27 protein-coding genes are annotated in these 24300 nt (G+C 68.5%); 18 read left to right on the plus strand and 9 right to left on the minus strand.

Annotated elements, in window-relative coordinates; translation table 11 throughout:
* Positions 1-9: 9 nt before the first annotated feature.
* From KF689_02975 to KF689_02990, 4 genes are read left to right on the plus strand one after another with little or no spacing between them, the layout of a single operon-like run.
* Positions 10-942 (plus strand): proline dehydrogenase family protein, encoded by a 933-nt coding sequence (locus KF689_02975; protein MBX3132339.1) that lies wholly within the window; start codon positions 10-12, stop codon positions 940-942.
* The gene (locus tag KF689_02980; protein ID MBX3132340.1) at positions 939-1274 is read left to right on the plus strand and encodes a hypothetical protein; all 336 of its coding nucleotides are present in this window, start codon (positions 939-941) and stop codon (positions 1272-1274) included. Before KF689_02975 ends, KF689_02980 begins: the two co-directional genes overlap by 4 nt.
* Positions 1271-2206 (plus strand): ribosome small subunit-dependent GTPase A, encoded by a 936-nt coding sequence (gene rsgA, locus KF689_02985; GenBank protein MBX3132341.1) that lies wholly within the window; start codon positions 1271-1273, stop codon positions 2204-2206. The genes KF689_02980 and rsgA overlap by 4 nt, the downstream gene beginning before the upstream one ends.
* 41 nt (positions 2207-2247) lie before the next feature.
* Complete coding sequence (locus KF689_02990) at positions 2248-3183, plus strand: tetratricopeptide repeat protein (protein ID MBX3132342.1); 936 nt, start codon at positions 2248-2250, stop codon at positions 3181-3183.
* Between the two features lie 72 nt (positions 3184-3255).
* Here KF689_02990 and pdxH read toward each other — a convergent pair whose 3' ends face one another.
* Entirely contained in the window at positions 3256-3888 is a 633-nt protein-coding gene (pdxH, locus tag KF689_02995) for a pyridoxamine 5'-phosphate oxidase (GenBank protein MBX3132343.1), read from the minus strand.
* Positions 3889-4145: 257 nt separating this feature from the next.
* Here pdxH and KF689_03000 point away from each other — a divergent pair, with 257 nt between their 5' ends.
* From KF689_03000 to xth, 4 genes are all read left to right on the plus strand, one after another.
* Positions 4146-4739, plus strand: coding sequence for a sigma-70 family RNA polymerase sigma factor (locus KF689_03000; GenBank protein ID MBX3132344.1), 594 nt, complete (start codon positions 4146-4148; stop codon positions 4737-4739).
* Positions 4739-5005, plus strand: a complete 267-nt coding sequence (locus tag KF689_03005; protein MBX3132345.1) for a zf-HC2 domain-containing protein — start codon at positions 4739-4741, stop codon at positions 5003-5005. Before KF689_03000 ends, KF689_03005 begins: the two co-directional genes overlap by 1 nt.
* A 7-nt stretch (positions 5006-5012) precedes the next feature.
* Positions 5013-5561 (plus strand): MogA/MoaB family molybdenum cofactor biosynthesis protein, encoded by a 549-nt coding sequence (locus KF689_03010; protein ID MBX3132346.1) that lies wholly within the window; start codon positions 5013-5015, stop codon positions 5559-5561.
* Between the two features lie 74 nt (positions 5562-5635).
* Positions 5636-6430 carry an exodeoxyribonuclease III gene (gene xth / locus KF689_03015; GenBank protein MBX3132347.1) on the plus strand — a complete coding sequence of 265 codons (795 nt, stop codon included), beginning with the start codon at positions 5636-5638 and terminating at the stop codon, positions 6428-6430.
* A gap of 33 nt (positions 6431-6463) precedes the next feature.
* On the opposite strand, the gene KF689_03020 is transcribed toward xth, so the two are convergent.
* Genes KF689_03020 through KF689_03030 form a run of 3 tightly spaced genes read right to left on the minus strand, consistent with a single transcriptional unit; the run spans position 6464 to position 8472 of the window.
* Positions 6464-6895 carry an OsmC family protein gene (locus KF689_03020; GenBank protein MBX3132348.1) on the minus strand — a complete coding sequence of 144 codons (432 nt, stop codon included), beginning with the start codon at positions 6893-6895 and terminating at the stop codon, positions 6464-6466.
* A 15-nt stretch (positions 6896-6910) separates the two neighbouring features.
* Positions 6911-8134 (minus strand): amidohydrolase family protein, encoded by a 1224-nt coding sequence (locus tag KF689_03025; GenBank protein ID MBX3132349.1) that lies wholly within the window; start codon positions 8132-8134, stop codon positions 6911-6913.
* A gap of 5 nt (positions 8135-8139) precedes the next feature.
* On the minus strand, positions 8140-8472 hold the full coding sequence (locus KF689_03030) for a tRNA-binding protein (protein MBX3132350.1): 333 nt from the start codon (positions 8470-8472) through the stop codon (positions 8140-8142).
* 199 nt (positions 8473-8671) lie between these two features.
* Here KF689_03030 and KF689_03035 point away from each other — a divergent pair, with 199 nt between their 5' ends.
* The 3 genes from KF689_03035 to KF689_03045 all read left to right on the plus strand — a co-directional run bounded on the left by KF689_03035 (position 8672) and on the right by KF689_03045 (position 9701).
* Positions 8672-8995 carry a (2Fe-2S) ferredoxin domain-containing protein gene (locus KF689_03035; protein ID MBX3132351.1) on the plus strand — a complete coding sequence of 108 codons (324 nt, stop codon included), beginning with the start codon at positions 8672-8674 and terminating at the stop codon, positions 8993-8995.
* A complete protein-coding gene (locus KF689_03040) occupies positions 8995-9342 on the plus strand; it encodes an NAD(P)H-dependent oxidoreductase subunit E (GenBank protein MBX3132352.1) in 348 nt (115 codons plus the stop codon). Before KF689_03035 ends, KF689_03040 begins: the two co-directional genes overlap by 1 nt.
* A gap of 80 nt (positions 9343-9422) precedes the next feature.
* A complete protein-coding gene (locus tag KF689_03045) occupies positions 9423-9701 on the plus strand; it encodes a hypothetical protein (protein MBX3132353.1) in 279 nt (92 codons plus the stop codon).
* A 2-nt stretch (positions 9702-9703) separates the two neighbouring features.
* Here the strand turns inward: KF689_03045 and KF689_03050 are convergent, their stop codons facing one another.
* Both KF689_03050 and KF689_03055 read right to left on the minus strand, forming a co-directional pair.
* Positions 9704-10537: a zinc metalloprotease HtpX gene (locus KF689_03050; GenBank protein MBX3132354.1), complete on the minus strand. Its 834-nt coding sequence runs from the start codon at positions 10535-10537 to the stop codon at positions 9704-9706.
* Between the two features lie 227 nt (positions 10538-10764).
* A complete protein-coding gene (locus tag KF689_03055; protein ID MBX3132355.1) occupies positions 10765-12891 on the minus strand; it encodes a hypothetical protein in 2127 nt (708 codons plus the stop codon).
* A 284-nt stretch (positions 12892-13175) separates the two neighbouring features.
* Here KF689_03055 and KF689_03060 point away from each other — a divergent pair, with 284 nt between their 5' ends.
* The 5 genes from KF689_03060 (at position 13176) to KF689_03080 (ending at position 18344) form a co-directional block, all read left to right on the plus strand.
* Complete coding sequence (locus tag KF689_03060) at positions 13176-13496, plus strand: hypothetical protein (protein ID MBX3132356.1); 321 nt, start codon at positions 13176-13178, stop codon at positions 13494-13496.
* Between the two features lie 33 nt (positions 13497-13529).
* Positions 13530-13958 (plus strand): hypothetical protein, encoded by a 429-nt coding sequence (locus tag KF689_03065; GenBank protein ID MBX3132357.1) that lies wholly within the window; start codon positions 13530-13532, stop codon positions 13956-13958.
* Between the two features lie 67 nt (positions 13959-14025).
* Positions 14026-16395 (plus strand): TonB-dependent receptor, encoded by a 2370-nt coding sequence (locus KF689_03070; protein ID MBX3132358.1) that lies wholly within the window; start codon positions 14026-14028, stop codon positions 16393-16395.
* Complete coding sequence (locus tag KF689_03075) at positions 16395-17660, plus strand: exo-alpha-sialidase (protein ID MBX3132359.1); 1266 nt, start codon at positions 16395-16397, stop codon at positions 17658-17660. Before KF689_03070 ends, KF689_03075 begins: the two co-directional genes overlap by 1 nt.
* A 201-nt stretch (positions 17661-17861) precedes the next feature.
* Complete coding sequence (locus tag KF689_03080) at positions 17862-18344, plus strand: hypothetical protein (protein ID MBX3132360.1); 483 nt, start codon at positions 17862-17864, stop codon at positions 18342-18344.
* A gap of 24 nt (positions 18345-18368) precedes the next feature.
* On the opposite strand, the gene KF689_03085 is transcribed toward KF689_03080, so the two are convergent.
* Both KF689_03085 and KF689_03090 read right to left on the minus strand, forming a co-directional pair.
* Positions 18369-19364 (minus strand): hypothetical protein, encoded by a 996-nt coding sequence (locus KF689_03085; protein MBX3132361.1) that lies wholly within the window; start codon positions 19362-19364, stop codon positions 18369-18371.
* Between the two features lie 26 nt (positions 19365-19390).
* Positions 19391-21499 carry a dehydrogenase E1 component subunit alpha/beta gene (locus KF689_03090; GenBank protein MBX3132362.1) on the minus strand — a complete coding sequence of 703 codons (2109 nt, stop codon included), beginning with the start codon at positions 21497-21499 and terminating at the stop codon, positions 19391-19393.
* A 157-nt stretch (positions 21500-21656) separates the two neighbouring features.
* On the opposite strand from KF689_03090, the gene KF689_03095 reads away from it, so the two are divergent.
* Both KF689_03095 and KF689_03100 read left to right on the plus strand, forming a co-directional pair.
* Positions 21657-22520, plus strand: a complete 864-nt coding sequence (locus KF689_03095; protein ID MBX3132363.1) for a hypothetical protein — start codon at positions 21657-21659, stop codon at positions 22518-22520.
* A gap of 286 nt (positions 22521-22806) precedes the next feature.
* Positions 22807-23211, plus strand: a complete 405-nt coding sequence (locus tag KF689_03100) for an HNH endonuclease (protein MBX3132364.1) — start codon at positions 22807-22809, stop codon at positions 23209-23211.
* A gap of 189 nt (positions 23212-23400) precedes the next feature.
* Here the strand turns inward: KF689_03100 and KF689_03105 are convergent, their stop codons facing one another.
* On the minus strand, positions 23401-24291 hold the full coding sequence (locus KF689_03105; protein ID MBX3132365.1) for a methylated-DNA--[protein]-cysteine S-methyltransferase: 891 nt from the start codon (positions 24289-24291) through the stop codon (positions 23401-23403).
* Between the last annotated feature and the right edge of the window lie 9 nt (positions 24292-24300).

A 24300-nucleotide genomic window follows, 5' to 3' on the forward strand; every position in this document is an offset into this window, starting at 1 on the left:
ACCTTCCCAATGCTCCGTAAGTCACTGCTGTACCTGTCGCACCAGCCGCAGATCTTCCGTTTCGTCCGCAACAACGGCCTGGCCAAGAGGTTCGCCTCGCGCTTCGTGGCCGGTGAGACCATCGCCACCGCCTGCGATGCCGTCGCCGAGCTCAAGGCCAGGGGTATCGCCGCCTCGCTCGACCTGCTCGGTGAGTCGGTCACCAACGCCGCCGAGGCCCGCGAGACCGCGCGGCAGTACCTCGAGCTGCTGGACGAGATGCAGCGCCGCGGCCTTGAGCTGAACGTCTCCGTGAAGCTCACGGCGCTCGGGCAGGACATCGACGACGCGCTCTGCGAAGAGAACATCCGCGCGATCCTCGCCAAGGCCGGGGCGCAGGGCGGCTTCGTGCGCCTCGATATGGAAGGCTCGCCGTACACGCAACGCACGCTCGACTTCTTCGAGCAGAAGTTGCGTCCCGGCTTCCCGGACACCGTGGGCGTCGTGCTGCAGAGCGCGCTGCGCCGTACGCTGGATGATGTGCAGTGGAGCATCGAGCGGCAGTGCCGCGTGCGCATCTGCAAGGGTGCGTATCTCGAGCCGGCGACGGTGGCGTTTCCTGCCAAGAAGGACGTGGACGCCAACTACGTGATGGCGATGCATCGCCTGATGGAGCACGGCAACTATCCGGGCCTCGCGACGCACGACGAGGCGATCATCGCCGAGGCCGTGCGGTTCGCGAAGGCCAAGGGCATCGCGCCGGAGCGCTTCGAGTTCCAGATGCTCTACGGCGTGCGCCGCGACCTGCAGGAGCAGCTCGTGCGCGACGGCTGGCGGATGCGCGTGTACGTGCCCTTCGGCACGCAGTGGTATCCGTACCTGATGCGACGCCTCGCCGAGCGCCCCGCCAACCTGGCCTTCATCACCGGCAACGTGATGAAGGAAATGGTGAAGCGCCGTTGAGCCGATTCCTTCCCGCGGACCACGCCAAGGGCGACGAGACCACCGTCGGCGGCTACGAAGCCGTGCACGCGCGGCCGGCGGCGCTGGATGCGCGGGACGGATTCTCGTACAGCATCGCGCGGATGGCGGACCTGCTGGGCGATGATCCGCGTGGCGCCTGCGGTGCGTACCTGATGTTCCTGCGTTGGCGGCGCATCGGCGAGGAAGGCGTCGAGGGACACCTCGAGACTGCCTACCTCGAATTCGGCGCGACGCGTGAGGCGGCGCTTGACGCCCTCGGGGCCTGGCGGATTGCGCGCGCGCAGGCGCTTCTCGACGAGCTCCTGCCGTGAGCGCGCGCGAGGGCATCGTGATCGAGGGCACGGGCGGCGTGTGGCAGGTGCGCACGCGCGACGGCGAGTTGCTGCCGGCGGCGTTGGCCGGACGGCTCAAGCAGGAGGACCGCGACCACGTGAAGCTCGCCGTCGGCGACCACGTCAGCGTCGAGCCTGAGGAGAGCGATCGGGGATGGCGCATCGTGGCCATCGGGCCGCGACGCGGCGTATTGGCGCGCCGCGAACCTGGCGGCCGCTACGGCGAACGCGTGCTCGCCGCCAACGTGGACCAGGTCTGCGTGGTGTTCTCCGTCGCGAATCCCGAGCCGCATCCGCGGATGATCGATCGCTTCCTCGTGACCAGCGAGGCCAACGACCTCGAGGCGCACGTGGTCTTCAACAAGGTGGACCTCGCCAGCGACGATGCGGAGGTGGACGCGCTCGCGCGTCCCTACGAACGCGCCGGCTACGCCGTGCATCGCACCAGCGTGAAGCGGAACGTGGGTCTCGACGAGCTGCGCGGCGTGCTGCACGGCAAGGTCACCGCCGTCACCGGCCCCAGCGGCGTGGGCAAGTCCTCGCTGCTCAACACCCTGCATCCCGGCATCGCGCTGCGCATCGGCGAGATCTCGCAGAGCGTCAACAAGGGGCGCCACACCACCGTCGGCGCGAAGCTCATCCCGTTGCCCGACGGCGACGACGGTTACCTCGTGGACACCCCCGGCCTGCGCGAGATCGCGATGTGGGGCCTGCCCTCGGAGTCCCTGGACCAGTGCTTCCCCGAGTTCCGCCCTTACCTCGGCGAGTGTCGCTTCCAGGACTGCTCGCACGAGGTGGAACCCAGCTGCGCCGTCCGCGCCGCCGTGGACGCCGGCGCGGTGGATGCCGGCCGTTACGAGAGCTATGTCAAACTCTTGGGGGAACTCAAGCTGTCGGAACGAGTACGCTAGAGCGTCGCTCTTCCCAACTGACCCCCTTCTCGCCTCGCCCAATGTGCCGCAAGTCGCTGTTGCGCATCCCGCCGTCGCTGCGCTCGCTGCTGATGTTGCTGTTGTTGCAGTTGCTGTCCCCTTCCGTCTTCAGTCTTCCGTCCCAAGCGCCTGCTTCCCCCGGCGCCGCCGACTTCAACGCCGGGATGGCCCATATGCGCGCCGGCAACCCCGACCGCGCCGAGCGAAGCTTTGAGCGCGCCATCGAGAAAGAGCCGCGCAACGGCACCTACCATCTTTGGCTCGGTAACGCCGTCGGCCAGCAGGCCCAGAACGCCAGCGTCGTGCGGCAGCCGTTTATGGCGCGGCGCATTCGGAACTCTTTCGAGCGTGCGGTGGCGTTGGACCCCAACCTCCTCGACGCGCGCGACGGTCTGATTCAGTTCTACCTCGCCGCGCCGTCGGTGATGGGTGGCGACGTTAACAAGGCACGTGAGCAGCAGGCCGAGATCGCCAAGCGCGACGTCGTGCGTGGCCACATCGCCGCCGCGAACATCGCCTGGCACGGACGCGACACCGTGGCCACCGAACGCGCCCTCCGCGCCGCCGTGGCCGCGGCGCCCGACTCTGCCGCGCCGGTCTTGAGCCTCGGCGCACGCCAGTACAACTGGGGCCGACCGGCAGACGCCTTTGCCACGTACGAGGGATTCCTGCGGCGGCATCCGCAGAACATCCCAGTGCGCTACCAGTATGGGCGCCTCGCGGCGCTGACCGGCGAGAATCTGACCACCGCCGAGCGGCATCTGCGCGGTATTCTGGCGGTGGAGGAGTGGCCGCCAAACAACTTCTCGCCCAGCAAGGCCGCCGCCCACGCGCGACTCGGCGATGTGCTGCGGCGGCAGGGGAAGCGTGACGAAGCGCGGGCGGCGTACAACACTGCGCTGGGGCTCGACGCAAACTTGCAGCTCGCCAAGGACGGGCTGCGCGCGCTCAACTGATCGTCCCGCAAACGCGGCTGACGTGAGATTCGCGTGGACTTCGCGGTCAGTGGATCCCCGCTCGCCGCGAAGCTAGGGACTCAGCCGCTCGATCTCCCAGCCCTTGCCCGTCTGCCGGTACCGCAGCCGGTCGTGCAGCCGGCTCTCGCGGCCTTGCCAGAACTCGTAGGACTCGGGCGTGAGACGATACCCACCCCAGTGCGGCGGCGTCGGCACGGCATCAGGATACTGCGCCGCCAACTCGGCGTGCCGCCGTTCGAGCGCATCGCGACTCTCGATCACCGAGCTCTGCGCCGACGCCCACGCCCCCAGCTGCGATCCGCGCGGCCGCTGCACGTAGTACGCCGCCGACTCCTCGGCGCTGACCTTGGCGATCGGCCCGCGGATGCGCACTTGCCGCTCCAGCGGCGCCCACCAAAAGCACAGCGCCGCCCGAGCATTCGCGCCCAGTTCCAGCCCCTTCATCGAGCGATAGTCGGTGAAGAAGACGAAGCCCCGTTCATTGGCTTCTTTCAGCAACACCATCCGCACATTCGGCGCCCCATCGGCGTCGGCCGTCGCCAGCGCCATCGCATTGGGCTCGTGCACCCTGGCCTCCTGCGCCTCGCGGAACCAACGCCGAAACTGCAGCAACGGATCCGCGTCAACATCGTCGCGGCCGAGGCTGGCGTGGCGGTACTCCTGCCGGAGGTGAGTGAGGTCCATCTAGAGGAGGGAGGAGGGAGGTGGGAGGGGGGTGAAGGTAGGGCGAGGGGACAAGGAGGAAGATAAGGGAAGGCGGCCGAGGGACGATGGTACCCACCCCGTCTCCCAACCCTCTCCCACCTCCCAACCCTCTCCCATCTCCCCCTCTCCCCGCCGTCACCCCCCTCCCCCTCTCCCTCCTCCCACTGGAAGCCCACACAATTCCCATCCCCCGGAACCGGTACCCCCCACCACCGATTTATGCCAAGTTCCCTATGGTGACCGAAGAACTTGCCCAATCCACCGAGGCGCACGACGCCTTCAGCGCCCTCGCGCTGACGGCGCTCGACGACGTCTATCGCTTTGCCCGCTCGCTGACCCGCGACGAGGCCGACGCCGAGGACGTCGTGCAGGAGACCTACCTGCGCGCCTTCCGCAGCTGGCAGACCTTCCAGATGGGCACCGACGTGCGCCGCTGGCTCTTCACCATCGCCCGCAACGTGTTCCTGCGCTCGCGCGAGCGCGGGCAGCGTGAGGTGACGCTCGACGACGACGGCGCCGAGGCCGTGGATGCGGCGCAGGCGCGCACCGCCTGGCTGCGCCGCGGGCTCGATCCGCTGCTCGCGCGCGCCGATCTCGCGCCCGCCATCAACGACGCGCTTAACGCCATCCCCGAGACCTTCCGCTCGGCGGTGGTGCTCGTGGACCTCGAAGACCAGTCCTACGAGGACGCCGCCGCCGTGCTCGGCGTGCCCGTCGGTACGGTGCGCTCGCGGCTCTTCCGCGGCCGCAAGCTGCTCCAGGAGCAGCTCCTGCTCCACGCCCAAGACCTTGGCATAGTCCCCACACCCGGCCCAGACGGGAGCCACTGATGACGTCCCACGACGACGGCGCACCGATCAAGGATTGCCGCAACGCGATGGACAAGCTGTTCGACTTGCTCGACGGTGAACTCACCGACTCGCGCGAGCGCGAACTCCGCCGGCACATCACGTCCTGCCCCGATTGCTTCACGCACCACGACTTCGAGCAGCGCTTTCTCGCGGCGTTGCACGCCGCCAAGTCCGCCAGCTGCGCACCGGGGTCGCTGCGCGACAAGCTGATGAACGCGCTGCGCGCCGAAGGCCTGACGCGTTGAGCGCCGAGTGACGCCCGCTTCGCCCGATTCTTCCCAGGCGCCGGCGGGTACCGCCGCACATCGCAGCGAGGCCGCAGGCCTGGGCGCCCTGCGCTGCGCCGTGCTCACCGTCAGCGATTCCCGTACGGCAGCCACCGATGAGTCCGGCCCCCTGGCCCGCCGCCTCCTTGAGCACGCCGGCCACGAGATCACCCTCCACGACCTGCTCCCCAACGATGAACCCCGCGTGCGTGCGTTGGTGCAGGACTGGCTCGCCCGCGGCGACCTCCACGCCATCGTCATCACCGGCGGTACCGGCCTCGGCAGCAAGGACCGCACGATCGAGGCGGTCACGCCGCTGTTCGAGAAGGAGATTCCCGGCTTCGGTGAGCTGTTCCGGCTCCTGAGCTACCAGGAGCAGATTGGTACCACGGCGATCCTGAGCCGGGCTGCGGCCGGCAGCGCCAAGGGCGCGGTGATCGTGTCGCTGCCGGGGTCAAGCAAGGCCGTTGAGCTCGGGCTGAGTCGAGTGTTGATTCCGGAACTGCGGCATTTGTTGCGGGAGATCGGCAAGTAGCGGACGGATGGTGGATGACGGATGACGGATGGCGGATGACGGATGACGGATGAGACCTGCAACTACATTGCGGAATGAAAATCTACTCGTGGAACGTGAACGGGCTGCGGGCCGTCATCCGCAAGGGTGATTTCCAGAAGTTCATCGCCAAGCACAAGCCGGACATCCTCTGCCTGCAGGAGACCAAGGCCGAGCAGGGCCAGGCGGAGGTGGACCTGCCGCAGTACGAGGAGTACTGGAACTCGGCGTCCACCAAGGGCTATTCGGGCACGGCGATCTTCTCGCGCGTGAAGCCGCTGTCGGTCAGCTTCGGCTTTTCCAAGGCAATCGCCAAGCAGTACCGGCTGGTGGACGGCGAGGGCCGCGACAGCAACGACGAAGGTCGCGTCGTCACGGCGGAGTTCGCGAAGTTCTACGTGGTGAGCGTGTACACGCCCAACGCCAAGGATGACCTCAGCCGGTTGCCGCTGCGCGAGAAGGCTTGGGACCCGGCCTTCCTCGCGCACTGCAAGGCGCTGGAGAAGAAGAAGCCGGTGATCTTCTGCGGCGACCTTAACGTCGCGCACACCGAGCTCGACCTCGCCAATCCCAAGCCGAACGTGGGCAACAAGGGCTTCACCGATGAGGAGCGCGCCGGCTTCCAGGCCTTCGTCGACGCGGGCTTCGTGGACAGCTTCCGCCTCTTCACGCAGGGCAACGGCCACTATTCGTGGTGGAGTCAGCGCGCCAACTGCCGTGCGCGGAACATCGGTTGGCGGATCGATTACGTGATGGTGTCCACGGCGCTGGCCAAGCAGGTGAAGGCGGCGCAGATCCACACGGACGTGATGGGCAGCGATCACTGTCCGGTGAGCGTCACGCTCAAGTAGCGCACGAGGGCCCGAGCCCCCGTGCGGCGACGTTCAGCTCTGGAGCTCCAGCGTCCAGCGAATCGGCAGGTTCGGATCCAACGTGTCGCGCACCGAGCAGTACTTGGTGATCGCTAGCTCGATCGCCCGCTCCGCGTGCACGCGCTCGACACCCGCGCCCTTGATGTAGTAGGCGATATCCACCGCCACCACGCGCGACGGTACGCCGTTGGCGCGCTCGCCGGTGACCTCGATGCGCAGCGATTCCACCGGGGTCCGCCGCTTGGCGAGGATCTCGGTGACGTCCACGCCCGTGCAGCCGGCCAACGCGATCATCAGGGTGTCCACTGGGCTCGGTCCGGCGACGCCGCGCCCGTCCATATGGATCGTCGGGCCGCCGCTTGCACGGCCAGCGTCAAACTGCTGATCGCCCGTCCAGGTGATGACCGTCTTCGTCGGCGGCTTGCCCTGCGTCCCTTCAGCCATTCACTCGCTCCACAGTCAGTTGCCCAGCCCCATCCGGAGCCGGTCGAGCGCGATGCGCCCATTCGTGATCACCAACAGCGGATCCCGCAGCGTCCCCGGATCGCTCAGGGGGTCGTGCTCGAGAATGATGAGATCCGCCTCGTATCCCTCAGCAATCCGTCCGATGCGATTTCCACTCCCGAGCAACTCGGCGGCGCCGCTGGTCGCCGTCGCCAGCGCATCCTTCGGCGACAGCCCGAGTGCCGTGAAGCGCATCACCTCGTGCGCAATACGCGTCGTGCTCTCGCGGCCGTAGTCGGTGTCGGCCCCGGCGGCGATGCGCACGCCCAGTGCGTGGGCGCGGCGAATCACGTCCTCCAAGCGCGGCTGCATATGCTGGCCGCGCAGTTCCAGTACCGGGTCCGAGTAGTCGCCGCCGGGCGTGGTGAGGTCCACCACGGTGGAAAGCGTCGGCACCAGCCAGACGTTGCGATCCTTCATCAGGCGCAGCGTGGAGTCCGAGAGGTAAGTGCCGTGCTCGATGCTCTTCACGCCCGCGCGCACCGCCGCGTAGGCGCCTTCGTCGCCGTGCGCGTGCGCCATCACCGGGAGGTTGGCCTTGCTTGCCTCCTCGACGATCACGCGCAACTGCGCCTCGGTGTAGGTCTGCTGGCGCGGATCGGTGTCGGGCAGGCCGGCGCGCTCGGTGCCACGCGTCTTGATCCAGTCTACGCCTCGCGCGGCGTTCACCTGCACGACGAGCCGCAGTTGTTCCGGCGTCTGCACGCCGCCGGCCAAGGGGCCAAGCCGCGCGTCTGCGAGGATCGTCTCGCCGAGCTGGGGCGTCACGAACACGCCCGTCGCGACCATATCCGGCAGCACCAGGTGCCCCGCCCGCGCGATGTCGCGCAGCGCAACGTCCTGGTAGTTCGGCACGCTGGCGGAGCGCACCGTCGTCACGCCGCTGTGCAGCGCACGCCGCGCATCGGCCACCGTGCGGATGTGCGTGTGCACGTCGATCATCCCCGGCGCCACCCATCGGTCGGCGGCGTCGAGCACGCGCGCGCCAGCGGGCACCGGCCCATTCACGCGGATGCTCTCGATGCGCCCGCCGCGCAGTACGATGGTCACGTTGCGCAGTCGCGTATCCGAGACGCCGTCCACGACGTTGGCGCGCGTGATGGCGATGAGTTCCTGCGGCAACTGCGCGGAAAGCGGCGCGGCAAGCAGCAGGGCGGCGAGCAAGGCAAGTCTGCGCATCGAAGTCATCCGATTCGGGTTCCGTTTTCCACCGGCTGGTCCACTTGGAGCAGCACGACGTCGGTGGGCGAGGGCATCGCACCGAGCACCAGCACTTCGCTCTTGAAGCCGGCGATGCGCCTCTCTCCGAGGTTCACGGCAGCGATCACCTGCCGTCCGACCAGCGACTCAGGCGAGTAACGTTCGGTGAGCTGCGCCGACGAGCGCCGCAGCCCCAGCCCCGGCCCAAAGTCGATGGTTAGCTTGAGCGACGGCTTGCGTGCCTCAAGGAACGGCTCCGCTGCGAGCACCGTTCCCACGCGCAGATCCAGCTCGGCGAACTGTTCAGGGGTGGCCACGTGTTAAGGTATTGGGGCGAAGACTGAAGACGGAAGACTGAAGACTGAAGACGGAAGGTAGGTGCAGTTTGCTTCTTCCCTCTCCCAACCGTCTCCCTTCTCCCGGCCGTCTGCCCTCTCCCAGCCCTCTCCCCTCTCCCGCCTCCCCGCCGTCACCCCCCTCCCCCCTCCCATCTCCCGACCCGAGTCCAAGCAAGGAATGTCCCAATACCCCCGCCACATCTTCGTCTGCACCTCCGGCAAGACCTGCAAAGCCGCCGATTCCGCCGCCACCTTCGAGGCCCTCAAGCACGCCTGCCGCGACGCCGGCATCGCGCAGTCCGTGCGCGTGAACCACGCCGGCTGCTTCGCGCAGTGCGGCCACGGGCCGATGGTCGTCGTGTATCCCGAGGACGTCTGGTACCACGGCATCACCGTCGAGAGGGCCCAGCGGATCTTCACCGAGCACCTCGTCGGGGGCACGCCGGTGGAGGAGTACCGCTACATCGCGCCGCCGGGCGACAACAAGCTGCCGGGCACCTGATGCCGGCGCGTCACCCGCTCGAGGGCCTGATGGAGCCGTACACGCGACACGTGCTCGTGTGCACAGGCGGCTACTGCACCGCCGACCGCGGCGGCCGCGCCATCTACTCGCTTCTCGCGCGCCTGCTCGAGCGCGAGGGCCTGCTCTTCGGTCCCACGCGCGTGAAGCGCAGTGAGGCCCCTTGCCTCGGTGTCTGCACCGGCGGGCCGATCGTCGTGGTGTATCCCGAGGGCACCTGGTACGCCGACGTCACGCCGGCACTGCTCGAGCGCATCGTCGTCGAGCACCTGAAGGGCGGGCGCGAGGTCGCCGAGGCGGTCTTTCACCGCTACGGCCCGGCGCAGTGACGCAGCGGCCTGGGCCGTGTTCGCATCGCCCGGTCCCAGCCCAGTGGACGCCGCGCCCCGCGGGCGCGACATTTCCGCAGATGAATCCTGATCTCACCAGCGTGCTCTACGAGCGCAAGATGCCCCACGGCCCGCTCGTCCGGATTCGCCGCGTGCCGGCCGCCACGACCGGCGCCGTGGCTGCGGTGATCGAGGTGGACCGCCGCGCCGGTACGCCGCGCGAGGCCGAGGGCGGGATTCCACCGGCCCTGATGGCCGTCGAAGGGGAGAGCGAGGACGCAGTCGTCGCCTCGCTACTCCCCTTCGCCGATGATGACTCGGCGGTGGCGCGCCTGCTCGCCACTCGCGGCATCAGGTAACGCTAGGCCGCCATCGCCTGCAGCTTGGCCACGCGGTCGGCCGTGGCCGGGTGCGTGGAGAACAGCGACATCATCCCGCCGCCCAGCGCCGAGAGCGGGTTGGAGATCGCCAGCGCCGCCGCAGCCGGCGCCACGTCCATCGGAATCCGCTTGGCGTAGGCCTCGAGCTTCTGCAGCGAGCTCGCCAGCGCCAGGGGCTTGCCGCTGATCTCGGCGCCGACCTTGTCCGCCTTGAACTCGCGCTGCCGCGAGATGGCCGACTGGATGAGCGCGGCCGCCAGCGGCGCGACGAAGAACATCACCAGCGCGCCGACCATATTGCGGTTCCCGTTCTCGTCGCGGCCGCCGAACCACAGCGCCATCTGGCCGAGCATCGAAATCGCGCCCGCCATCGTCGCGGTGATCGTCTGCAGCAGCATATCGCGGTTCTTGATGTGCGCCAGCTCGTGCGCGATCACGCCTTCGAGTTCGTCGCGGTTCACGAGCTTGAGCAGGCCGGCGGTCACGCAGACCACCGCGTGCTCCGCGTTGCGGCCCGTCGCGAAGGCGTTGGGCTGCTCGTGCGGCGCGATGGCCAGCGTCGGCATCGGCAGTCCGGCGCGCTGGCGCAGGCGGTCGGTCATCTCGTACAGCTCCGGTGCCTGCGCGGCAGTCACCACCTGCGCCTTGTACATCCGGAGCACCATCTTCGAGCTGCTCCAGTACATAAAGACGTTCATCACGCCGGCGAACAGCAGCGCCACCACCAGCCCGCTCTGGCCCCCGACGACACCACCCACCGCGCCGAGGAGCGCGGTCATAGCCGCCATCAAAGCGAAGACCTTCACGTTGTTCATCTCGAACTCCACCAAAGGGTTACGGGCAGTCTGCCAAGGCGGCAGCAGTCCCGAGAATCTGGGTATATAACCCCGCAACCCCCGTGCCAGTTCGCGGCGAACCAGCGTCCTGCGCGCACCAATACCCTGTACTCGAAGCGGAAGTCTCTCGGGATCGCCACGAAGTCTGTAGGGGGTGTGCGCCGACGCCAGGGTTTGCTCGCGTCGCTCGGTCGCTGGTGCGAATTTCAGCGCACGTCCACCGCAACGTCCAGCGTCCAACGCGGTCGACCCTCGAGGCGCGCGGCGGCGTCGAGGCGCAACAGGCCGTCGAGCGCGGACAGGCTCACGCCCGCCGCCGACGCGCGGTTCGCCGCGTGTGCGAATTCGCTTCGTGCGCCGGCCCAGCCCTGCTCGACGAAGATGCTGCGGCGCAGCATCTCGCCCTGCCAACCGACTTCGCCGCGCGCCAGCCAGAAGCTCTCGCCCTGGACCTCGCCGGCGCGGTGCGCGTGCAGGCTCGCCGGGCCGCCGAGGTAGAACCGCCGCTGGACCGGCAACGCACCGGACGATGTACCGGCCGCCGCCACCACGCTCAGATGTCCTCGGCTCATCAAACCACGCGCGAGCCGCGACTCGCCGCGCACGCGTGCATAGGGGAGCGGCCCATTCGCTGCCTCCGCCGATAGTTCACCTGAAAGTTGCAGCGTCCGCGGATTCACACCGAGCACCGCGAGGACCTTCGATTCCGCGCCGGCATACGTGCCTGCTGACGCGGGTGGATTCGGCGGGAAGCGGCCGCCGCCCAGCCAGTGCGCCAACGATTGGTCGCCCCCAGTCCGTGCCGGTTCCTGCCGCTCGACGAAGGCCCGCCACTCGAACGCGCTGCCCGACGCGACCGGGATGCGCCGACTGCCGATTTCCGTCCCGTGGGCACGATAGTAGATGCCGTAATCGTTGCCGACGAACAACGCGCCCGCGGAGGCCATAAGGCCGAGCGGGTGTCCCCAGTCATTGGCTGCAGCCAGGCGGCGATAGACGCCTGCGCGCCGTATCGTTGCGCTGCCGGTGCGTCGGACGCTCAGTTCGGCGCCCGGCTCCCAGTCCCCGCTGCCGATGCGCGCGCTGCCCGTTACCGCAAAGCCGCGTCCGAGCGGACGGTCGCCGCGCACACCAAGCGAAACGCCCTCCACCCGGTTGAATCGCAGCATCCCGTCGCTCATCCCCCAGGTCCACTCGGTCTGCTGCGGCGACCACTCGGCTTGGCGCTGCATTGCGGTCGCGCCGGACACCTCGCGCCGCAGGCGGTCAAAGTTCGTCTCGGTAAAGAACTCCTCAGACGAGTCAAAGATGCTCGGTGGCAAGTACTCGTTCTTTAGGAGCGACGATTGGTCATTCGGAATGAACACTGTCACGCGTGTGCCGGACACGCGCTCACGGGTGCGTCGGATTGCCGGTGTGCCTGGCGCAACGGGCGCGCTGACCGTCCCACCCTGCGCCACCGATTCGTACGTGAACGTCTGCTCGATCGAAATCGTCACGCGTCCGACCTTCGCGGTGCCTTCGGCGCGCAGGGCGCGCGCGCGCGGCAGCCAGAACCGCTCCCCGTAGAGTCCGTGCTCCACCACGATCTCTTCCACGCGACCCCGTAGCGGCCCCAAGGCCGCAGCGATCCGCTCGTCGTCTCTCGTGATCTCGGGGCGTAGGAACGGGAGCAAGTCAAACGTGTGGCTCGGGCGGTATGCGGCGCGCACCAGCGCTCCCGTGCGCTCGTCGAGCCAGAGTGAGCCGACGATCAAGTGCGGCGCAGGATAGCGCGGAGTTACGAACATCTCACGCAGCGGCACGGTGGTGCCGCTCGGTAGCGTCAGGGTCAGTCGTCCGCCGAGCGAGAACTGATACAGTGAATCGGAGCCCGGAGCGAGCGGGTGGCTGACCCACTCAGCAGCCGACCGCCGTGCGTCGGCGACTTCGCTCATCGGCCAGAGTTGGTCGCGGTTCGGCGCGTAGGGCAACGTGAAGACGATGCCTGCCGTCGCGGGAGTAGGTTCCATTTCGCCGTCGATCGGCGCGACGCCGCGCCCGGCGAGCAGTTCTGCCGTGGCCTCGATGCCGCGGCCCCATCGGACGCGTGCGACGCTCTCGAACCGCGCCGCAAGGCGAGTGCGTCCGGCCGGGCCGTACCCGTCCAGTCCGGCGAGTCCGATGCCGGCCGACCAACGCTGCCGCGCCACGGCCGTGTATGACGCGAGCGCTGAGTCCTGCTGGTACCGCTGCGCTCGCGCTCGGACCAGCAACTGCGATGTCTCGGCGGAGTCCGCGACCGCGACAGACGCCACCTGAAAGGCGAAGGTCAGCCCAAGGACGAGTGACATATTCACGCTACGCCGCGACCGCCACTTCGGTTTCCCTAACGAGCGAGTGCTTCAATCAGCAAGTGAGCGCCCGGCTCGGTCTCGTGCTCGGCATCCCAATTGAAGACTTTCCGTTGTTCATCTCGCAGTCCGCTAAAGGGTTACGAGCAGTCTGCCCCCTCGGCGGCGTTCCAATTCGGGCTGCACAGGTAGCTCGCAACTCCTTGCTCCTTCGCCGTCACGGCGCGCGTTCCGCGTGCGTCCCCTTTGTTTGGCGCACTGACCGTGGCTAGGTTGCACGCACGATGGCCAACGACTTTGACGCGCGCCGGAAGTTCCTCGACGTCGCTTCCAAATACCTGCTCGAGACGCCTAAGAAGGCCGCGCCGGAACCGGCGCCCTTCGTGCCGCCTCGGCTCACCTTTACTGCCCTGAAGGAGATTTCGATGTCCCGTTCCCGCGACCGCATCCTCGCCAACCTCGAGGAGATGTACACCGAGGCCTTCAAGCGGGCGAAGGAGAGCGGCGACGAGGCGCAGATGGCGTCGCTGGACTTCGCGTACCGGCGCGAACAGTTGTACTTCGAGATCCTGCTGGACGTGCGGGATGCGGTGGAGCGGCGTTGAACTCCCTTCGGCATTCCGAGTAGATTGCTCGTGATGCGTCGCACGTTCGCTGTCTTGCAGGCACTGTGGCTCGCGCTGTTGATCGCCGAGCCAGCGAACCTGCACGCCTGCGATATGCACGCGGGCGGGCACGCAGCACACACGGGCCCAGCCTTCGCAGCCGCAGCGGAGCGCGCTGACGCAACACACGACGAACACGCGCACCACGGGCATCACGCCGAGTCGCTTGATGAGGATTCGGTTCCTCCCACGCCCGATGATGGGGCCGGCTCCGCCTGCCAGTGCCTTGGTGAGTGCTGCGCGGCAGCCGTCGCGGCGCTGGCCGCTACCCCGGCGATACCCGTCGCGGTGCCAGTCGACGCACCGGCGCCACGCCGCAGTGCCGCCACCCGCGCCGTTCCGCGTGCGCCGGACCTCCAGCTTCCGTTCGCGAACGCACCGCCCGCAGCCCTGACGACCTGAGTCGTTCGCCCGCGGCACTGTCGTCGCGCGGCGCGTCGTCACCTCTTGGCTGCTGGAGCCACACACAATGTCGTCCCTCATCCGCGCCGCGCGGCGGTTCGTCGCGCGCGCGCTCCTCGTCGTCATCCTGCCGGCCACGCTCGCCGCGCAGGGCAACGCGGCCCTCACGGGTCGCATCCTCTCTGTCGACGGCAACCGTCCGCTGGCCGATGTCATCGTCCGGCTCGACGGCACGCCGCGCGGCGCCACCACCGGCGCTGACGGGCGCTATCGCATTCCGTCGGTGCCTGCCGGCGAGTACGTCGTTGTCGCCCGCCTGCTTGGCTACGAGGAGGCCCGTCAGGCCATCCGCGTGGTCGACGGGGTGCCGGCGACGCTCGATCTCACGATGCGCCGCAGCGCCGCGGTCGTGGCGCCGGTCGTGGTCTCGACCACGCGCGAATTGACGCGTGCGCAGAACAGCACCGTCACCATCGACGTGCTCGACGGACTCGAAGTGCGCCGCACGCGGGCCGCCCATCCCTCGGGCCTGCTGAACCGCGTGGCCGGCGTGCGGGTGAGCGAACTCTCCGGCGAGGGGCACTCGCTGGCGATGCGCTCGCCGATCTCGACCAAACCGCTGTTCCTCTACTTGGAGGACGGCATCCCGACGCGCCCGACGGGCTTCTTCAACCACAACGCGCTCTACGAAGTGAACATCCCGCAGTCGGGCGGCGTCGAGATCCTCAAGGGCCCGGCGACGGCGCTCTATGGATCGGACGCCATCGGCGGTGTGGTGAACGTCCTCACGCGTCCCGCGCCGGCCACCCCAGAGGCAGAACTCGCGTTGGAAGGCGGTGGCTTCGGCTACTCGCGCGCCCTCGGCTCGGCCGGCTGGTCGCGTGGCACGCAGGGCCTGCGGCTCGACCTCAACCTGACGCGCTCCGACAACTGGAAGGATGCGGCGCCCTTCGATCGCACGAGCGCGACGCTGCGGCACGATCTCGCCACGCGCGGCGGCTGGACGTTTCGCTCCGTGGCGGCGTTTACCAAGGTCAACCAGCAGGACGTGCCGGCCATCAACCTCACGCAGTTCGAGGGCAACCGGGCGCTCAATCGGGCCCCGATCGCCTTCCGCTCGGCCCAGGCGCTGCGCGCATCGGTCGCAATGGAGAAGGAGTTGGGTGCCACGCTGCTGAGCATCACGCCGTTCGTGCGCGACAACGTGATGGAGCTGTTGCCCAGCTGGCAGTTGACGTTCGCGCCGCAGATCTGGGACACGCGCAACCGTTCGCTCGGCGTGCTCGCGAAGCTGCGACGCGACCTGCAGCCCTGGAATACCCGCGTGGTCGGCGGCGTGGACGTCGACTACTCGCCGGGCTCCTTCTCGGTGCAGCGCATCACCGTCAGCCCGACCGGGCCAGACAATGTCTACGCGACCTACACCTTGGCCGAGATGCAGTACGACTACGACGTCACGTACTTGCAGGCGTCGCCGTACCTGCACGTCGAGACCTCGCCACTCACCAAGCTGCGGGTGGACGTCGGCCTGCGCGGCGACCTGAGCGGTTACGACTACCGGACCCGGCTCGCTCCGCTGGCGACCGGGCCGTTCCGCCGGCCCGAGGACACCGACGTGCGCTACGCCCGCGTCAGTCCCAAGCTCGGCGCGGTCTACGAGTTCACGCCGCGTCTCGCGTGGTACGGGTCGTATCGCCAGGGCTTCCGCGCTCCGTCGCAGGGACAGCTTTTCCAGCAGAACTCGGCGGCCAACACCGTCGACCTCAAGCCGGTCACCGTGCAGAGCGTGGAGACCGGGCTTCGCGGGCAGCTGGGCGCGCGGATCGCCTTCCAGGCCAGCGTCTACGATATGACGATCAGCAACGACATTCTCACGTTCGTGACCGCGAGCAACACGCGCGAGGCCACGAATGCCGGCGAGACCCGCGCCAAGGGCGTCGAAGTGGGCGTCACGGCGATGCTGTCGTCGCGGCTGCGGCTTGACGCGAGCTATAGCAACGCCTCGCAGCGCTACGTGCGCTGGATTCCGCAGGCGGCGCGACCGGCGAATCCGCCGACGCCGGCCGTGCCCGAGGTGAACTACTCCGGCAACTTGATGGAGCAGGCACCGCAGGATCTCGCGAATGCGTTGCTGACTTGGACGCCCGCCGCGCTGAAGGGTGGCCGGCTCGCCGTGGAGTGGTCGCACACGGGGCGCTACGCGATGGATCCGGCCAACGCCCGAACCTACGGCGGACACCAGGTCGTGCATCTGCACGCCAATGCCTTCGTGATGCCGTCGGTTGAGCTCTTTGCGCGCGTCACCAACCTCGGTGACCGCGGGTTCGCCGAGCTGGCGAGCTACGATCAGTTCCAAGGGGTGCTGTACACACCGGGCGCGCCGCGGACGGTCTTCGCGGGGATGCGCTACGGCTGGAGTGCTGGAGGGACGCGCTGATGCGTATCGCGTTCGCAGTGTTCTTGGCATCCGTCGTCGCCTGCGCTCCTGAGCGACCGCGCTTCGGTGAGTCCGAGGTGGTCAGCGCGTCCACCGGCGTCGGCGCCGCCCCGATGTTTGCCGTCTCGGCCGATGGGCGAGAGGCCATCGCGTGGGTGAGTGCGGCCGACGGCGGCACCGACGGCGTGCTCCACGTGCGCGTCGGTGACCGCGTGACGGACCTGCGGGACACGTTGGGTCCGATCGAGCCCCACGGCGAGGCGCCGCCGAAACTCGCGTGGGCGCCGGACGGTTCACTGCACGCGTTGTGGGTCGTCGGGAAGCTGGTGCCCGGCCGCCGGTTTCCGGTGAGCGCGCTGCGGCACGCGCGGTCAACCGACGGTGGCGCGACCTGGGATGCCCCGGTGACTGTCACCGACGACACGCTGGTGTTCGGGTCGCACAACTTCCACGCGCTGCACACCGCGGCCGACGGCGGCATCATCGCGGCGTGGTTGGATGGTCGCGAGGGTCGGAGCGCGGCCTTTCTCGCGCGCAGCGACGACGGGGGACGGACCTGGGGCAAGAACGTCCGCATCTCGATGGGCGAGGCCTGTCCCTGCTGCCGGACGGCGATCGCCTCGGCGCCCGACGGCTCGGTGTGGGTGGCGTGGCGCACGGTGCTCGAGGGCGACGTGCGTGACATCGTCGTCGCGCGTTCGCGCGACGGCGGCCGGACCTTCGGCGAGGCGACCCGGGTGCACGCCGATGGCTGGGTGTTCCCCGGCTGTCCGCACGCGGGTCCGTCGATCGTCGCCGACGCGCGAGGACGCCTGCACATCGCGTGGTGGACGGGCAAGGAGGGGCGCGCCGCCGCGTGGTACGCGCGCGCGGATGACGGCGTGAACTTCGGTGCGCCCCAGGCCCTGAGTGCCATCGGGACCCCGCGCCCTGTGCACGTGCAGCTGGACGTGCGTGGCGACACCGTGCTTGCAGCCTGGGATGATGATGTCGGCAACGGGATGCGGGTGTTCGCGCGCCTGTCATACGACGCTGGTGCAACGTTCACGCCGGCCGTCGCGCTCAGCGAGGTTGGTCAGGCCGCGAGCTTTCCGGTCGTCGGGCTGTCCCCGAGCCGCGCAACCGTCGCGTGGACGCAGAAGTCGGACGAGCATCACGCGCACGAAGAGGCTGCGCGCCCCGATATGCGGGATCCCGCCGCGGTGATGGGCCTGCCGACGGTGGGGCAGGCCGCGGTGTTGGTGCGCCGCGCGAGCTTTCGCTAGTCCGCGAGACTCGGCGAGGCATACATACTGCAGGCTACAGAAGCGGGTGCGAACGCGCGCAACAGCGCGCCGTTCGCCCCGCGGCAGAAACGGCTCGTCACTTGGTCGGGCAAGACGCGTAACACGGGTGATCTTGGGCGGGTAGGACGTGTCGAAGGGCTGGTACGACACACTCCACTCCGCTTTGAGGACAGCAACCAGATGCGCCGCATTCTCGCTCTCGCCACCATCGCACTTGCCTCGCTGACGGCCTGCGAGGCCACCGCTCCCACATCCACGCTGCAGCTCCTCGTCGCCGACGAGGACCCGGTCGCGCTCGAGGTCGGGTTCGTTGACGGTCCCTTTGGCACGCCGCCGGGCACGGACCCGCGGGCCCGCTGGCTCGACTGGCCAGAGTCCGTGGTCGCCGGCCGGCCGTTCACGGTGACGGTCCGCACGGCCGGCTCCAGCTGCCGCAGCGCCGCCCGCACTGACCTCAGCGTTGCCGATGCGGGCCGCACGCTCATCGTGGTGCCCCACGATGCGCCGCAGGACGTTGAGATGTGCACGAGCGACCTCACCTTCCTCGAGCGTCAGGTGACGCTGCAGTTCGACACGCCGGGGACCGCGACCATCGTCTTGCGTGGGCGCTACTTCTACGAAGGCGATCCCGCCGAGCAGGTGGTCACCGTCGAGGTGCGCTAGCGGGATTGCGCTGGGGCGCGTCGGCTAGCGCGACGCCGCCTCAGCGCGCCGCAGCCGCGTGAAGGGAAACCGGCCGCAGCCGGTGCGCGGAGTGGCGGGGCGGGCGCTGGTGTCCGCCTCCGCCATCGCCGCCGACACCTTATCGTAGGCGATGATGCAGTACGCCCACTCCCACGGCGCGCCGTCGAGGGGTACCCAGTCAATGCGCATCCAGGTGCCGCGGCTCGTGTCGGCCGCCGGCACTGTTTCGGCGAGGAGATAGCGGCGGCTCGGATGCCAGGCGCGAATCGCGCTGGGCGTTGAGTACCCGTGCCGCCACTCGGTGGCGCTGATCTCGTGTGCGGCACCGTAGTCGTCTACGAAGCTCCCGGTGGGGAACGGCGGCGCTGTCGGCACAAAGAGCTCGTCGTCCGCCTTCTCGGGAAAGAGCCGGGCGAGCTCCGGACGGCTCACCACGCGATACGCTGGTCGGTATGCCTCGAGGTACGCCGAGGAGTGACCGAGGAGTTCGTGGTCTCGATCCGTCACGCGGCGCAAGAAGCTTCGCACGGAGTCGCCATTCCAGGGCAGGGTGCCGGCATCGGCGAGCTCGGCAAGCTCGCGCAGCCCGTGCGCCAGGCGGAACGGACGCGGCGTCACCGACCGGCCCGAGCGCAGGAAAGCCACGAGCAGCGAGTCCGGCGCGCCGCCGGCGGCGAGGAACGGTCGCAGGTTGAGACGCACCACGCTCGTATCGCCAGCGATGGCTTCGGCGATGGGTTCCGCCGGCCCGGCTGGCAGCGTGGCCAGTTCGCGCTGCAGCCAGTTGGCCGCGCCGGCAGAGTCACCGGTGCCGTGCGCAGGGCCAAGCGCGCCGTGGAGCAGCGCGCTGTAGAGGTCTTCGAGCCCGGCGAGCGGGTAGCGCTCCAAGTGTGCGCGCACGACCGGCTCGATCGACGGCGTGGTCTCGCGGCAACCGAGCACGGCGACCACCACTGCGGCGAGTGCCGCCGCGCGCAGGAGCCGGAACCGACGAGCCACCGTGCGCGCGCTCGGAGCGAGACGCGCTAGAACCGCGCGATCTCCTCGTAGGCCGCCTTGAACGTGCTCACCTGTGGCAGCGTCGCGTCCTCCAGGCTCGGCGCGTAGCCCACGAACGTATCCGTCGACGCCACGCGCTTCACCGGCGCGTCCAGCCAAGCGAAGCAATCGTCGGCGATGCGCGCCGCGATCTCCGCGCCGTAGCCCCACGAGAGCGAATCCTCATAGGCCACGATGACGCGCCCGGTCTTACGCGCCGAGGCGTAGACCGCCTCTTGGTCCCAGGGCGAGAGCGTGCGCAGGTCGATGACTTCCACTGAAAGTCCGCTCTCCTCCTCGACCTGCTTGGCCGCGACCAGCGCGCGCTGCACCGTCGCACCGTAGGTCACGACCGTGACGTCCGTGCCTTCCTTGACCGTCTTGGCCTTCCCGAACGGAATCATAAAGTTCGGGCCGGGATACGCCGCCTTGTTGTACGTCTGGCGGTAGAGATGCTTGTGCTCGAGGAAGATCACCGGATCGTCCGAGCGGATGGCGGTGCGCAGCAGGCCGTTGGCGTCGAGCGCGTTGCTCGGGCAGACCACGCGCAGGCCCGGGCAGTGCGTGAACAGCGAGGCACCGGTCTGCGAGTGGTAGATGGCGCCGCGGATGTAGCCGCCGTAGGTGGTGCGCACCACCATTGGCGCGGCGAACTCGTTGTTGGAGCGCCAGCGCATCGTCGCGAGCTCGTCGCGCAGCTGCATATAGGCGGTCCAGATGTAGTCGAAGAACTGGATCTCGACCACCGGCTTGAAGCCGCGGATCGCCATTCCGATCGCGCGCCCGATGATGTTCGCTTCGGCCAGCGGCGAGTTGAACACGCGGGTGCCGCCGAACTCCTTCTGCAGTCCCCACGTGACCTTGAAGACGCCGCCCTTGCCCTTGACCTTGCCGAGGTATTCCTCGCGTGAGACGTCGGCCACGTCCTCGCCGAACATCACGATGCGCTCGTCGCGCCGCATCTCGTCTTTCATACAGGCGTTGAGCAGGTCCACCATCGTGGTCGGCTCGCCGGAGAACTGCGGGTCGTCCTCGGTGTCGAACTGCTCGCTGGTCGGGTCTACGTCCGGCGAGTACACGGCGAAGGGCACCGTGCTCCCGTCCGGCTGCGGCTGCGCGAGCGCGTCGTCCGTCGCGGCCAGCACGTCGGCGTCCACTGACTCCTGGATCGCCTTGATGTCGGCTTCGGTGCAGTAGCCCTCGTCCACCAGCCACTTGGGGAAGGTCGTGATCGGGTCGCGCGCGGCATCCGCTTCGCGCTCGGCGTCGGGGCGGTACATCACCTCGTCGTCGGAGAGCGAGTGCGAGTACGGGCGGATCACCTTGGCGTGCACCAGCGCCGGTCCCTTGCGCTTGCGGGCATAGTCCACGGCCTTCTGCATCACCTCGTAGGAGGCCAGCAGGTCGCAGCCGTCCACTTCCTGGATGTAGAGGTCCGGGAACGACGCCACGAGCTTGGAGATCGAGCCGCCCGCGGTGTTCACTTCCACAGGCACCGAGATGGCGTAGCCGTTGTCCTCGACGAGGTAGACGACCGGCAGCTTGAGGTTGGAGGCCGTGTTGAGTGACTCCCAGAACTCGCCCTGGGACGTGGTGCCGTCGCCGGTGGAGACGAAGACCACTTCGTCCTTGTCGAAGCCCTCCTTGATGCCCAGCGCCTTGGCGCGCACGGAGGCTTCGGCCGAGCCGACGGCCTGCAGGAACTGCGTCCCGGTGGGCGAGGAGGTGGAGACGATGTTGAGCTTCTTGTGCCCCCAGTGCGAGGGCATCTGGCGGCCGCCCGAGTTGGGGTCAACCGCTGCGCCGACGGCCGAGTACAGCATCTCGGCGGCCGTCATTCCCAGCTGGAGGCAGAGAGCCCGGTCCCGGTAGTACATATAGAACCAGTCGTAGCCGGGCTTGAAGACCATTCCCGCGGCCGTGAGCACGGCCTCGTGGCCGGCGCCGGAGATCTGGAAGAAGATCTTGTTCTGCCGCTTGAGCTGGATCTCCTTGTCGTCGATGCGACGCGACAGGAGCATCGTGCGGTAGGCGGCGAGGAGTTGGTCCTTCGTGAGGCCGTGGGTGGCGCGACGGGCCTTGGCGGAGGTGGCCATTGGACGCTGGGTTTAAGGGAAGCCGTTGAGACTCCGCAATTTACTATGTGGCGGGGGGTTTGGGACGGATGACGGAGGACGGAAGCGGAGGGCCGTGCATCTCGACCCTGAGGCTCCCACGAGGGTAGTATTCGGTTGACCCTGACCCTGCACGCGTATGTCCCGACTTCCCTCGATCCGACTCTCCGCGCTGGCCCTGACGTTCGCGGCCAGCATCGCTGCCCCCGCGTCCGCCGTGGCGCAGGACGCCGAGCCGCAGGTCCGCGAACCCATCAAGGCCGTCGAGATCCGTGACCGCACGGGCCAGCCGATTCCCTACGCCGTCGTCTCGATGGGCGCGGGCGCCCCGCGCGTGGCGGACATTATGGGCATCGCCGAGCTGCCCTCGGCGGTGACGGCGGACTCGGTGCAGATCGTGGTGCGGCGCATCGGCTACCGACCGTTCGGGGAGTACGCGAGCGTGATTGAAGACGGTCGCTTCGTGGTCACGCTCGACCCCCTGCCGCGGGCGCTGAACCCGCGGACCATCACCGAGCGGCGCGACACGCCGCTGGCGCGCCGCGGCTTCTACGAGCGGATGGAGCGCGTGCGCACGGGCGCCAACCTCGGCCGATTCATCACCCCAGAGGAGCTGGACCAGCGGCACGTCACGCAGGTCTCGTCGATCCTGGCCGGCGAGCAGTACCTCGTGATCCAGCGCTACGACCGCCGTCCCATCCTCTCAGGCCGCGGGGCTGGTTGCGCCGTCACCGTCCTGCTCGACGGGATGAAGATGACGAATATGGTCGAGGAGATTTACACCCGCGAAGGTCAGGATGAAATCCAGCGGCTCGGCGGCCGTCTGAATGGCACGGCGCGCTTCCTGGCGGGCCGGCAGTCGGTCGATGACCTCATCTCGGCGCTGTCGGTGGCCGGCATCGAGATCTACCCGACGGCAGCGGGCGCGCCGGTGGAGCTACAGCGCGCGGCGGGCAACAGCGCCTGTACGATTGTTGCAATCTGGAGCGGCAACAGGCAGTAATGACGCGCAATATCACAAATATACGACCTTCCCGCTTTCCCTTGCGTACACTCACGTGACCTCGCAATCATAGGCTCGTCAAACCCACACAGGAGCGTGGCTCGGAATCACTAGCCGCTGCGCTCCGCGACGGGAGGCCTGTGACCGTAACGTACGGACAGCCGTTCCAGCCGCAGTGGCCACGGTCGCTCACCGCGATCGCGAGCTGGAGCCTCCCCCACACTGAACGCACCCCGCCCGGGCCAGATGGCCTGTCGCGGGGTGTCGTCATTTCCGGCGAGGTTCGATGTCACACAGGGGCGTCCACCATATCGCTCTCGCCCGCGCCCCGCGCGGGCTATCCCGTAACGCTCGCCGCCTGCTCCACCAGCAGCACAAGCGTCAGGTCAAGCGTGCGACCTTCCGGGATTGTGGACGTCGCTGTGTCTATTGCGGGACCGGTCTCGGCCTCGAGAACGCCACACTGGATCACGTGATCCCGCTCTCGCGCGGCGGCTCGCACCAACCCGGCAACCTCGTCTCGGCCTGCCAAGCCTGCAACCAGCGGAAAGGCTCGCTGCTACCCACAGAATTCTTCGCCCGGTATCCTGTGGCCGGGCAGAACTTCATGCGGTACGCGCGAGCGGTGCACCGGCAGCTGAAGCGCGGTGCGAGGCGGGCGGTGAGCTTGTACTACGCACAGGCCGCGTAAGAGACAGGGGACGGAAGACTGAAGACGGAAGGGCGCGCCGAGATTCTCGGCGCGCCCTTCTCGTCTCCCTCTTCCCGTCTCCCAACCCTCTCCCGTCTCCCAACCCTCTCCCGTCTCCCAACCCTCTTCCGTCTCCCAACCCTCTCCCGTCTCCCAACCCTCTCCCGTCTCCCAACCCTCTCCCGTCTCTCAACCCTCTCCCGTCTCCCCTCTCCCCGCCATCACCCCCCTCCCCCCTCCCATCTCCCGTGTCAGCACCTCCCTCGCCAACATCACCTTCTTCCTCTCCACCCCCCACGCATACCCACCCAGCTCCCCGCTCGCCCGAATCACCCGGTGACACGGAATGAGATACGACACCGGATTCGCCCCCACCGCCGAGCCGACTGCCCGCGACGCATTGCGATCCCCAAGCCGCGCCGCAATCGCGCCGTAGGTTGTAACCTCCCCCTGCGGAATCGTCAGCAGCGCGCCCCACACCTTGAGCTGGAAGTTCGTGCCCTTCACGTGCAGCGCGAGTGACGGGACGGCAGCGCTGCCGGGCGGTGGGAACGCTTTCGCCGCCGCGGCACGCGTCGCGTTCTGATCCGGCACGAGCTGCGCCAAGGGCCAGTCGTGCGCGAGTCGCGCCAGCGCATCCTCGCGCGACACCGGCGCCACGAAGGCCAAATGACAGATGCCGCGCGACGTAAGCGCCAGCAGGCACTCGCCGAATGGCGTGGGATGGAAGCCGTAGCGCACGGTCACGCCCAACCCTCCGCGCTGCAGCTCGCCCGGCGTCACCGCCTCGGCGTTCACGATCAAATCGTGCAGGCGCCCCGGCCCGGAGAGCCCGGCTTCGTACGTCGCCTCGAGCACCGGCCGTCGCTCACGCAGCAGGCGCTTCACCACCTCGGCCGTGCGATGCTGCACGAAGCGCTTGGGCGAGATGCCCGCCCAGCGCGTGAACATCCGCTGGAAGTGCGACTCGCTCAGCCCTACGTGCGCCGCCACCGCGGCCAGCGACGGCGCCGCCGCACGCTCGCGGTCGAGGAAGCGGATGGCCCGCTCGATGCGGGCGTAGTCGGTTGCAGCGTCCATCGCGAACTC

Source organism: Gemmatimonadaceae bacterium (assembly GCA_019637355.1).
In the GTDB taxonomy this organism is placed as follows: Bacteria; Gemmatimonadota; Gemmatimonadetes; order Gemmatimonadales; family Gemmatimonadaceae; genus Pseudogemmatithrix.

Excerpts from the sequence above, each read along its gene's own strand:
- KF689_03065 (MBX3132357.1), top strand. The coding sequence starts at position 13,530 with ATGCGTCGCACGTTCGCTGTCTTGCAGGCACTGTGGCTCGCGCTGTTG.
- KF689_03100 (MBX3132364.1), top strand. The coding sequence starts at position 22,807 with ATGTCACACAGGGGCGTCCACCATATCGCTCTCGCCCGCGCCCCGCGC.
- KF689_03045 (MBX3132353.1), top strand. The coding sequence starts at position 9,423 with ATGAATCCTGATCTCACCAGCGTGCTCTACGAGCGCAAGATGCCCCAC.
- KF689_03105 (MBX3132365.1), bottom strand. The coding sequence starts at position 24,291 with ATGGACGCTGCAACCGACTACGCCCGCATCGAGCGGGCCATCCGCTTC.
- KF689_03055 (MBX3132355.1), bottom strand. The coding sequence starts at position 12,891 with ATGTCACTCGTCCTTGGGCTGACCTTCGCCTTTCAGGTGGCGTCTGTC.
- KF689_03095 (MBX3132363.1), top strand. The coding sequence starts at position 21,657 with ATGTCCCGACTTCCCTCGATCCGACTCTCCGCGCTGGCCCTGACGTTC.
- KF689_02990 (MBX3132342.1), top strand. The coding sequence starts at position 2,248 with ATGTGCCGCAAGTCGCTGTTGCGCATCCCGCCGTCGCTGCGCTCGCTG.
- KF689_03035 (MBX3132351.1), top strand. The coding sequence starts at position 8,672 with ATGTCCCAATACCCCCGCCACATCTTCGTCTGCACCTCCGGCAAGACC.
- pdxH (MBX3132343.1), bottom strand. The coding sequence starts at position 3,888 with ATGGACCTCACTCACCTCCGGCAGGAGTACCGCCACGCCAGCCTCGGC.
- KF689_03050 (MBX3132354.1), bottom strand. The coding sequence starts at position 10,537 with ATGAACAACGTGAAGGTCTTCGCTTTGATGGCGGCTATGACCGCGCTC.
- KF689_03020 (MBX3132348.1), bottom strand. The coding sequence starts at position 6,895 with ATGGCTGAAGGGACGCAGGGCAAGCCGCCGACGAAGACGGTCATCACC.
- xth (MBX3132347.1), top strand. The coding sequence starts at position 5,636 with ATGAAAATCTACTCGTGGAACGTGAACGGGCTGCGGGCCGTCATCCGC.
- KF689_03005 (MBX3132345.1), top strand. The coding sequence starts at position 4,739 with ATGACGTCCCACGACGACGGCGCACCGATCAAGGATTGCCGCAACGCG.
- KF689_03060 (MBX3132356.1), top strand. The coding sequence starts at position 13,176 with ATGGCCAACGACTTTGACGCGCGCCGGAAGTTCCTCGACGTCGCTTCC.
- KF689_03090 (MBX3132362.1), bottom strand. The coding sequence starts at position 21,499 with ATGGCCACCTCCGCCAAGGCCCGTCGCGCCACCCACGGCCTCACGAAG.
- KF689_03075 (MBX3132359.1), top strand. The coding sequence starts at position 16,395 with ATGCGTATCGCGTTCGCAGTGTTCTTGGCATCCGTCGTCGCCTGCGCT.
- KF689_03080 (MBX3132360.1), top strand. The coding sequence starts at position 17,862 with ATGCGCCGCATTCTCGCTCTCGCCACCATCGCACTTGCCTCGCTGACG.
- KF689_02975 (MBX3132339.1), top strand. The coding sequence starts at position 10 with ATGCTCCGTAAGTCACTGCTGTACCTGTCGCACCAGCCGCAGATCTTC.
- KF689_03040 (MBX3132352.1), top strand. The coding sequence starts at position 8,995 with ATGCCGGCGCGTCACCCGCTCGAGGGCCTGATGGAGCCGTACACGCGA.
- KF689_03070 (MBX3132358.1), top strand. The coding sequence starts at position 14,026 with ATGTCGTCCCTCATCCGCGCCGCGCGGCGGTTCGTCGCGCGCGCGCTC.
- KF689_03025 (MBX3132349.1), bottom strand. The coding sequence starts at position 8,134 with ATGCGCAGACTTGCCTTGCTCGCCGCCCTGCTGCTTGCCGCGCCGCTT.